Below are 6,166 nucleotides of genomic sequence, written 5' to 3'. Positions count from 1 at the left end.
AATGGGACTACTGAAAACCTATCGGCAAGAAACCAGTTTTGGCGTACAGTGGGCGTATCAATTGTTCCCACCAATGGCAATGAAAGCATTTTTAGCAGATATCATGTTATCAAGTTTGTTGCATCACTATCTGGGGGATGATTTATTCGAGCGGCTAATTGCTGAAACTAAGCCCAATGAAACGACAATTCCTGGTCAGAATGTCTCAAAGTCCTTCTTCGATATGATGGGACAAGAATCCTTCCAACGATTGCCAGCCGCTCCGTTCCAGAGTGATGATACCAAGTCAACGTTGCAACGTGAAATTGCCGCGAGTGATCAGCAACTGAATATTACCTTGATGGCTGATATGTTGCAGTCTTTCGGTATTACACAAAACGACCTACGTCAAAACCAAGCGGATTTAATTATTCAAAAGAGTCTCTATGGCTTGAGTGATGTCGAATTAGTACGGTTGATTCAAGGGACTGTCGATGCTTCCGGTAAGCTAAGCATTACGAATTTACGCCAAACATTACGGCGAACGTACGAGCAAGGACAGCGTGTTTCAGATGCTGTCCAACAGGTAACTGAAAATCAGCCTAAAGCGACAACGCCTAATGAACCGGTGGCGACTGGCAATCCGGCAGCTGGTATTATTCAAACAGCTCGGACAACTGCCCCGTTGGTTTTTCTTAAGAGTCTCCGTGAGAATGCAGGCGGGTTTGTGACTGATAATGAAGTGCGGGCTTTAAATGATATTGCGCAGCTGGATAAGATTAAGCCGGAAGTCCTTAACATCATGTTGTTCGAACTTACGGTCGTAGAAAAGCGAACAAATCTCAGCAAAGCGTTGCTACAAACAATTGTGAACGACTGGGCGCAAGCTGGTGTCACGACAGCAGTTGATGCGATGACTTATCTTCAGAAGCGAACGAAGCAACGACAAGAAAAGACACAACAAAGTGGTAAGTCAGGGGCAAAGCGTTGGCAACGTAAGGAACCGGTTGTTAAGGAGACCCGTCCGGATTGGGAAAATCAAAAAGCAACGGCGGTTTCGAATGAAGATGCAACGGCGGCTAAAAATGCGCTTGCCGAACTGCGTGCGCGAAGACAACAATCAAAGAAGGAGTAATAACGTATGGCAGATGAACCATTTAATGTAGGCGAAGCGTTAAATCAATTTATGGATAAAAAACACTTGCATGCTCGTTATGCAGCAATTCAAAAGGAAGTGTTCGAACAACCGGATATTAAGGATTTTTTTCAAACCCATAAAGATGAATTATCACGCGAACTGGTGAATCGAGACTTCTCAGTTTTGTATGAATACTATACCCAGCAAAAGAATGCTGCGGCGGGTAAGCCAGTTGTACATACTGGATATAAGCCCGTTCTTGCGCTAGCTGAAAATCGCATTGTTATTGTCTATCAACCAGATGAAGCGACTTTGGCAGCGCAACGATTACGCATGCAAGCTAACTTGGTCCAGTCAATTGGCATGCCGAAGTTGATTGAGCGTGCCCGTCTTGATGATTTTTCAGAAGCGGATGCTGACCGGAGCGCGGCATTCACAGCTGTGATTGCTTTTGTGAGTGCATATATTGCCAATCCTAAGCAATACCATCGTGGTCTCTATATTCATGGATCATATGGCATTGGTAAAACCCACCTGATGGGGGCAATGGCTAACGAATTGGCGCAGGAAGGGATTCCAGTAACGCTCGTGCATTTCCCAAGCTTTGCGGTTGAAATGCGTAGCGCCATTGGATCAAAGGAAAATCCGCAAGATAAAATTAACACGATTAAGCAGGTGCCAATTTTGGTGCTTGATGATATTGGTGCTGAATCAATTACTGCTTGGATTCGCGACGATATTTTAGGTGTCATCTTAGAGTACCGTATGCAAAATGAATTACCGACATTTTTCACCTCAAATTTCTCGATGAATCAGCTGGAAACAGAACACTTTACCGTGACAAAAGACGGCGCCGAGCCAGTCAAAGCTGAACGGTTAATGCAACGCATTCGATACCTGGCGAAGGAAATTCAAATGGCAGGCGAGAACAGACGAGTGATTGATTAATGGGAAAGTACAAGCGAATTTTGCCATGGGTTATTCTGGTCTTTATCAGCCTGCTGTCAGTGATTGTCCTACGTCATAACGCCACGATGTACAACACCCCAATTGGTGAGGTAACTCATGTGCAAACCAGCAAAACAGGTCGTTCAAGTGACCAATTTGGTAATAATGTCAAGACAACCACACAGCGTGTAACAGTTAAGCTGTTAAACACAACACATAAAGGACAAGTGTTGACGATAGTTAATACGTACGACAGTGCGATGGCCATTAATCAACCGGTAAAACCACATAATCAAATTTTCCTATCGCGGGCTGATGATGCAACTTGGCAGTTCAAAACCCTTAAACGTGACACGGTTTGGGTGCCTGTGATGATATTTGTGCTTGGTATTCTTATTATTTCAATGGGGCGGGCCGGTCGACTGACGGTTTTGTCACTTGGGATTAATATTTTGTTGTTTATTGTTACGGTCACGCTTGATTTGGTAACTGACAATGGGAATATCTTTTGGCTGTTTCTGATTTTTAGCGTTATTGCGGCAGCTTTGACGCTTGGACTAGTAATGGGCTTTAAAAATCGACAAATGTGGGTAATTTTCTTAACGGTGTTGACCGCGACGGCATTAGCGCTCTTAATTTCGGAGATTGTCTTTACGGTTACCAAGCAAAATGGCCTGCACTTTGAACTCATGTCATATATTACGCAATTACCTAAGCCTTTGTTTATGGCTATGACACTCGTGGGTGTGTTAGGTGCTGTGATGGACGAAGCAACTGATATGATTGCGACGTTATTTAGTGTTCAGAAAGAACGGCCTGACATGACAATTCGGGAAATTATTGCAACCGGACGTCACGTTGGTCAAGAAATTTTTGGCGCCTTAAGTAATACCTTGTTTTTAATTTTTATGGCCGAACAAATTCCCATGGCAATTCTGTATTTGCGAAATGGCAATAATTGGGGCTTTACGTATATGATGAACATGTCATTGGGGATGATTCAAACGTTAATCAGCGCCATCGGAATCGTCTTAACCGTACCTGCCGGAATTATTTGGGTATTGATTGTCCGTAAATGGCAACGACGAAAGGAGGCTTTGTCATGAGTGTCACCTTAATGTTGTCGTTAATTCTACTCGCCTTGATGATTATCATCGGGGGCATGAAGGGCATCGGCGCGTTTGTCAGCCTCTGGATTAATTTTGCGATTATGGTTGTGATGATTATGCTGATTAATTTCCAGTTTAATGCCTTGGCCGTCCTACTGGTGGGCGGCGCGTTTTTATTGACGGTTACGATCCTAAGTGCAGGTGCTGACGAACGGACAACGACCATTGCACTAATGGCCAGCTTTATCGTCATGTTCGCCTTAGTCATTTTGATTCTGCCAGCTGAACATTTAGCGATGGCACAAGGATTTGCTGAGGAGAATTCTGAAGAACTCGAAGGCTTATCGCTGGGTATCAATATTAACTTTGTCACACTGGGCATTGTTGCAGCATTGCTAGCCACCCTCGGGGCAATCGCTGAGGCTGCCATCGCAATTGCGGCTGGTATTGGCGAGTTATTGGCTGATCAACCCAACATGTCGTTGGCTGGTCTGGCCCGATCCGGGCAGCATTTGGGCCAACAAATTATTGGAACCGCTGTGAATACGGTGTTGTTTGGGTTTATGGCTGATTTTTTGAGTCTGGCCATTTGGTTTGGTAAACTACACTATAGCTTAGGTGAAATTGTGAATGCGAAATTATTTACCTCATCAATGTTGAGTTTGCTCTATGCTATCTTAGGTGTTATTGTCATTTTGCCGATTACGATGGCCATTTTTTTGTGGCAACAGCGTCGTCAATTGCAGACGGACATGGGGACAAATCACGATTATGACGGCAAATAACTAGGATTTATTAGAAAACCATGTTATGCTAGTTTTAAATATGTCATGACTTTTTGGGAATGACCATATCCTGTAGAAAGTAAGATGAGGTATAACACATGAGTAGTGTCCTTGTTATTGAAGATGAAGTAAATTTGGCTCGTTTCGTTGAACTTGAATTGCAACACGAAGGTTACGAAACGCATGTGGAAGATAATGGTCGTGGCGGGTTACAAGCTGCCTTGGATAACGACTATGATTTAATTTTATTAGACTTGATGTTGCCTGAATTGAGTGGGCTAGAAGTTGCTCGTCGTTTGCGCGAAGTAAAGAATACCCCCATTATTATGATGACTGCACGCGACTCAGTGATTGATCGTGTTTCAGGCTTGGACTATGGGGCGGATGACTACGTTGTGAAGCCTTTTGCGATCGAAGAATTGTTGGCCCGTGTACGTGCGTTGTTGCGTCGTATTAACATTGAAACAGAAGAGCACAGTACCCACCAAAGTGTTGTCCGTTACCGTGACTTAACTGTTGAAAAAGAAAATCGTATTGCCCGTCGTGGTAACGATATTATTAATTTGACTAAGCGTGAGTACGAGTTGTTGCTGATTTTGATGGAGAACATTAATGTCGTCCAATCTCGTGAAGAGTTGCTGAAGAAGGTTTGGGGATATGATTCTCAAATCGAAACCAATGTTGTTGACGTGTATATTCGATACTTGCGTAACAAGATTGATCAACCAGACTCACGAGCATCTTATATCCAAACCGTTCGCGGCACAGGATATGTGATGCGTCAGTAATCACGGGGGCCGCTAATGGGTAGTGAAACATCCATTATTAAAGAAACACCGCAACGGAAGGGGCTCTCACTTAAGTGGAAGTGGGCCCTGGGTTCTGCTGCCGGTGTTTTTTTAATATTTATTATTTTCGCTTGGTTCATGATTCAAGCATTTTCGACACAGATGCTAAAGACTGAGCGTCAGCAAGTTAGTTCGTCGCTTGAAGTTGTGACAACACGGTTGCAAAATTTAGATGAATCTAAGTTGCTACCTGCTAATGTCGATGACATGTTGCGTCCAAAGTCAAATGACCTAGATAAAGTGGTTAATGATCCTGTGTTGCAACAAATCACACGGCAAGACTACACGGTTCGCGTCTACAATGCGAACGGGGCACAAGTTTATCCGATTGGCGGGCAGGGCGTTGCTTTTCGTAAGGTGACGCATCAGGAAATCACGCTACAACACGATCATGGTCCAGCGATGCTTGTTGGTCGACAGGAATTACGGAACACAGCCGATAAAGTTATTGGGTATGTCGTTATTGAGAACCATTTGACTAGCTATCACGCGACATTCAATCGCGTTTATATGATTATTGTTATTCTGATTGGCTTAGGCTTGTTTTTGGTGGCCTTGTGGGGTTACTGGCTATCTGATTATCTACTACGGCCAGTTAACAACATCAAACGCGTGGTGGATGAGATTCAGTCAGATCCGCAATCGCAAGCACGGGTTGTTAACGAGGATCGAAAGCCCGACGAACTAACGGACCTATCTGATTTATTGAATGATATGTTGAATCGCATGCAGCGCTTTATTTTGCAACAACATCAGTTCGTTGAAGATGTCTCACACGAATTACGGACGCCGGTGGCCATTGTTAAGGGACACATGGAGTTATTAAATCGTTGGGGTAAGGATGATCCGAAAATTTTAGATGAATCAATTACGGCTTCTTTGCAAGAAATGCGCCGCATGGAAGGCCTTGTCTCTGAGATGCTTGACTTAACACGTGCGGATCAGGTTGAGTTGACATTCCGAGACGGTGATACGGACGTTAAGGATATGATTAACGGCATTTATATGAACTTCCAAATGATTCACCCAGACTTTACGTTTGGACTGGATGATGATTTAAAGGGGCCAACAATCGTTAATATGAACCGTGATCACTTAGAGCAAATCTTGATTATCTTGTCTGATAATGCTGTGAAGTACAGTCAGAATCGTAAGGAAATCCATTTTGCGGCATCGCGTTCTGGTAATATGGTTGAGTTGGCCGTGCAAGACTTTGGTGAAGGGATTAGCCCAGAAGATGCAGCCCGCGTCTTTGATCGTTTCTACCGTGTCGATAAAGCACGTTCACGTAAACAAGGTGGTAATGGGCTTGGCTTGAGTATTGCGCAAAAGTTGGTCGAGGGTTACGGTGGTCATATC

The 6,166-nt window shown here is 43.9% G+C and carries 6 protein-coding genes; all 6 read left to right on the top strand.

Annotated features, from left to right (window positions below; genetic code table 11):
• Positions 1–1,114: DnaD domain protein (locus tag WEIDD23_RS01815; RefSeq protein ID WP_242865379.1), on the top strand; the 1,114-nt coding region annotated here is incomplete at its 5' end.
• Between the two features lie 6 nt (positions 1,115–1,120).
• Positions 1,121–2,065: a primosomal protein DnaI gene (dnaI, locus tag WEIDD23_RS01810; RefSeq protein ID WP_010373621.1), complete on the top strand. Its 945-nt coding sequence runs from the start codon at positions 1,121–1,123 to the stop codon at positions 2,063–2,065.
• The gene (locus WEIDD23_RS01805; RefSeq protein WP_010373620.1) at positions 2,065–3,171 is read left to right on the top strand and encodes a YibE/F family protein; all 1,107 of its coding nucleotides are present in this window, start codon (positions 2,065–2,067) and stop codon (positions 3,169–3,171) included. The genes dnaI and WEIDD23_RS01805 overlap by 1 nt, the downstream gene beginning before the upstream one ends.
• Positions 3,168–3,959 carry a YibE/F family protein gene (locus tag WEIDD23_RS01800; RefSeq protein WP_010373618.1) on the top strand — a complete coding sequence of 264 codons (792 nt, stop codon included), beginning with the start codon at positions 3,168–3,170 and terminating at the stop codon, positions 3,957–3,959. The genes WEIDD23_RS01805 and WEIDD23_RS01800 overlap by 4 nt, the downstream gene beginning before the upstream one ends.
• Before the next feature lie 98 nt (positions 3,960–4,057).
• Positions 4,058–4,747: a response regulator transcription factor gene (locus WEIDD23_RS01795; RefSeq protein ID WP_010373616.1), complete on the top strand. Its 690-nt coding sequence runs from the start codon at positions 4,058–4,060 to the stop codon at positions 4,745–4,747.
• 15 nt (positions 4,748–4,762) lie between these two features.
• The coding region (locus WEIDD23_RS01790; RefSeq protein ID WP_242865378.1) for a HAMP domain-containing sensor histidine kinase at positions 4,763–6,166 on the top strand (1,404 nt) is incomplete at its 3' end.

The sequence above is a fragment of the Weissella sp. DD23 genome, assembly GCF_001579105.1.
Lineage (GTDB): Bacteria > Bacillota > Bacilli > Lactobacillales > Lactobacillaceae > Weissella > Weissella cibaria.
This window is presented reverse-complemented; position numbering and strand designations above follow the sequence as displayed.